The following is a 3,701-nucleotide window of genomic DNA, read 5'->3' as shown; positions in this document are numbered from 1 at the left end:
TTCTTTGCAGTCGCAGTTTATGTCGAGCGTGGCGGCAGGAGGCGCAGGTTTCCTTCGGTTTTCCATGATTTCACTCCAGATAATTACGGTTCCCTCGACCTCAACAAGTCGAAGGAACCAACATGCGATCAAGATCATCATTGCCGTTTCGAGCGGCCCCGCTCCGGGTCGACGACCCGCCCAGTCACGACGCTCTACTCACCGCATTCCTCTCCTCTCTGTCGCTCGACGAGAGGTCAGGCAGTGCGGTTCTGTTTGGCGCTGCGGCCCGTCATTTCCTGCATTGGATGGAACTGCACGGGATCGCGATCCGCACGATCGACGATCGGACCGTTCGGCGGTTCGAGAAGCATCGGTGCCGTTGCCACCGGTATTCGGCGCAGCAGCCAGTTTATAAGGCGGACATTGCAGCGCGGGTCAGGCGCTTCGTCCGCTTCCTGGAAGATCAAGGCTACGTCGATGTCGACGACGGGATGGACGATCTGCCACGGTACCTCGCCGACTATTTCGATGGGATCGATCGCTTGCAACTCGCGCAAGGACCGGCCCAGTCCTATCGATCCGAGGCCGAGCATTTCGCGGCCTGGCTTCGCATTGTGCGGCGGCGGTGGGCCGATATCGACGACACGATCATCGACCAGTACGGCGCGCATGTTTGTCGCTGTCCGGTCTGGCGCAAGCGAGGCAAGCTCGTTGCATCAGGTGCGAAGCGTCGACGGCGGTGCGCTCGGCACTTCGTCGAGTTTCTGCGGCGGCAGGGTGCCATCCCACCAGTCGAACCGGTGGCGGATGCTGACCCGCACATGGCGGCTTACCTTGCCTGGCTTCGGCAACATCGCGGCGCCACCGAAGAGACGATCCGCCGCTACCGGGCCGACATTCGTCGGCTCATGCCCATGCTGGGCGAGCCTTCGCAATGGGATGCGGCGGCGCTCAGGCGGGCGTTTGAACGACGAAGCAAGGAGACGCCGGGATCCGTCTCGCTGATCGTCACGATCATGCGGAGCTACATCCGCTTTTTGATTGGGCAAGGCGAGTGTCGACCGGCACTGTTGCACGCGATCCCTTCGGTCCAGCGATACCGCCTGTCGACGCTGCCCCGCCACGTCGACCCGGCAACGGTCGAGCAGATCATCGACGCCTGTCCGACAGGCCGCCCAGTGGAAGTTCGGGACAAGGCCATCATTCTTCTGCTCGCCAGGCTCGGCCTGCGTGCCGGCGATATTCAGGATATGCACCTCGAAGACATCGACTGGCGGTCCGGTCATCTGACGGTCAAGGGCAAGACCAGACGGCCAGACCGGCTGCCGTTACCCCAGGATGTTGGCGACGCGATCCTGGACTACATTGCCACGGCCCGTCCCAAGGCCGCCGATCCGCACTTGTTCGTACGCGCGCAAGCCCCGTTCCGGCCATTCCGTTCGTCCGCCGAGATTGCCGGCATAGTTGCGCGCACGCGTGAACGCGGCGGGATCCAGGGCGTGCCGACCGGATCGCACATCTTCCGGCATTCGCTTGCCACCAACTTGCTGCGCGCAGGCGCGGGGCTGGAGTCCGTCGGGACCATCCTGCGCCACAGCTCACCCGAGACCACCGCCATCTACGCCAAGGTCGATCTGCCGATGCTCATGAAGATCGCCCAGCCATGGCCAGGAGAACCGTCATGCTGAACACGCACATTTCCCGCTACGTTGCACTGCACCGCAGTCTTGGCCGGAAGTATGACGAACAGGATCGGCTGCTCCGCCTCTATGCAGCCTACGCAGGGCATTTCGGTGACCAACACACCCAGGTCCAGCGCATCTACGACTGGTGCCACACGGCGAGCTCGCAATATGTGGCACAGACCCGCTTCGACACCGTTCGCAACTTCAGCCTTTTCGCCCATGCCGAGGAACCCGCCCACGAAGTGCCTCCTGCTGGCGTCTTCGGCCGGGGTAAGCGTCCACGCCCGACCCCGTATATCATCGAGCCCGAACAGATCCGCGCCATCATGGCCGCGGCGCTGGACCTGCCGCCCAAAGGCACAATCAGCCCCCACACCTACCATTGCCTGTTCGGATTGCTGGCAGCGACTGGCCTGAGGATTTCCGAAGCCCTCGCGCTACAGTGTGACGATCTGGGCGAAGACGGGTTGATCATTCGCAATGGCAAGTTCGGCAAGCAGCGCCTCGTCGCGTTGCAACCGTCGACCCGGCAGGCGCTCGAAGCATATCTCGCGACCCGAGCGAGGCTCGGCGCCACGGGCAATGACCTGTTCGTCACCATCCGAGGACGGGCACCCCACAAGGTTCGCGCCCACATCGTGTTCGTCCGGTTGGCACGACAGCTTGGATACCGCGGACCGACCGGAACAGCGGGTATGCGGATGCACGATTTGCGCCATACCTTCGCCGTGCGCTCGCTGGAGTCCTGTCCGCCGGACAGGGAGGCCGTGGCACATCACATGGCCGGCCTCAGCGTCTATCTGGGACACGCGTCGGTCGCCAACACCTACTGGTATGTCGAGGCCACCCCGGTGTTGCTGCGCGACATCGCGGTCGCCAGCGAACACCTTTACCTGGGAGAAGCGGCATGACGGCACTCGCCCCTTATCTCTCGGCGTACCTGCGCGAACATCTTCCGCGCGACCGCGCCGTCAGCCCGCACACGGTGAAGACCTACGCCAACTGCTTCGTGCTGCTGGTCCGGTTCGCTGCCGACCGGTTGAAGCGTCGGCCAACCGATCTTGAGGTCGAGGATCTCGGCACGGACCTCATCCTGGCCTTCCTCCACCATGTTGAGAACGGACGCGGCAGCTGCGTGAGGACCCGCAATGGCCGATTGGCAGCGATCCGATCATTCTTCCGGTACATCGAGTATCGCGTGCCTGCCTGTCTCGATCAGGCCCTGCGCATTCGTGCGATTCCAACCAAGAAGACCGACAAGGCACTGATCGACTACCTCGACCGGGCAGAGATCAAGGCTTTGCTTGATGCACCTGATCCCCGGACCCGCCTCGGCACTCGTGACCGCGCTATGTTGCACCTGGCCTATGCTGGCGGGCTCAGGGTGTCGGAACTCGTATCGCTGCAACAGCGCGATTTCCCGGACCGTTCGCTGTCCACCATGCACATCATGGGAAAGGGCCGCCGCGAACGGGTCTTGCCGCTCTGGAAAGAGACCCAGATCGCATTGCGCGCATGGCTTGCGATCCGCCCCGAAGCGCAGGTTTCCGAGATATTTCTCAACGCGAACGGGCAGCCCATGACGCGTGACGGGTTCGCATTCCGACTGGCCGAACACGTTAAGATTGCCGGAATCAAGCAGCCTTCGATCCTCGGAAAACGGGTCACGCCGCACGTGCTGCGCCATTCCTGCGCCATGCACACGTTGGCGGCGACAGGTGACATTCGCAAAGTCGCGCTGTGGCTCGGCCACGCCAGCATCCAAAGTACCGAGGCCTATCTGCGCGCCGATCCCGAGGAGAAGCTGCAGATTCTCGCGGCCCACGGCGCCCCCGCCATCATGCCCGGACGCTTCAAGCCGCCATCCGACGCTCTGATCACCATGCTTACCGACGTTCGAAGACTGGCCTGACCCGTCCCCAGACATTCCCCTGATCCTCATATATTATCTGGAGTGAAATCATGGAAAACCGAAGGAAACCTGCGCCTCCTGCCGCCACGCTCGACATAAACTGCGACTGCAAAGAATATGTC

Annotated in this window: 3 protein-coding genes; all 3 read left to right on the top strand. The window is 62.6% G+C overall.

Features of this window, described 5'->3' with window-relative positions; translation table 11 throughout:
- The first annotated feature begins 122 nt into the window (after positions 1-122).
- Genes F4U94_RS23825 through F4U94_RS23815 form a run of 3 tightly spaced genes read left to right on the top strand, consistent with a single transcriptional unit; the run spans position 123 to position 3,579 of the window.
- On the top strand, positions 123-1,670 hold the full coding sequence (locus F4U94_RS23825) for a tyrosine-type recombinase/integrase (protein WP_095687465.1): 1,548 nt from the start codon (positions 123-125) through the stop codon (positions 1,668-1,670).
- Complete coding sequence (locus tag F4U94_RS23820; RefSeq protein ID WP_095687466.1) at positions 1,664-2,578, top strand: tyrosine-type recombinase/integrase; 915 nt, start codon at positions 1,664-1,666, stop codon at positions 2,576-2,578. The genes F4U94_RS23825 and F4U94_RS23820 overlap by 7 nt, the downstream gene beginning before the upstream one ends.
- Entirely contained in the window at positions 2,575-3,579 is a 1,005-nt protein-coding gene (locus tag F4U94_RS23815) for a tyrosine-type recombinase/integrase (RefSeq protein ID WP_093067947.1), read from the top strand. The genes F4U94_RS23820 and F4U94_RS23815 overlap by 4 nt, the downstream gene beginning before the upstream one ends.
- Positions 3,580-3,701 lie beyond the last annotated feature (122 nt).

Origin of the sequence: Sphingobium limneticum, from assembly GCF_008710155.1 — a bacterium.
GTDB classification, from domain to species: Bacteria; Pseudomonadota; Alphaproteobacteria; order Sphingomonadales; family Sphingomonadaceae; genus Sphingobium; species Sphingobium limneticum.
The sequence above is the reverse complement of the archived record's forward strand: the minus strand, read 5'-3'. Positions and strand labels throughout refer to the sequence as shown.

Coding starts and splice junctions, on each gene's coding strand:
- F4U94_RS23825 (WP_095687465.1), top strand. CDS start 123: ATGCGATCAAGATCATCATTGCCGTTTCGAGCGGCCCCGCTCCGGGTC.
- F4U94_RS23820 (WP_095687466.1), top strand. CDS start 1,664: ATGCTGAACACGCACATTTCCCGCTACGTTGCACTGCACCGCAGTCTT.
- F4U94_RS23815 (WP_093067947.1), top strand. CDS start 2,575: ATGACGGCACTCGCCCCTTATCTCTCGGCGTACCTGCGCGAACATCTT.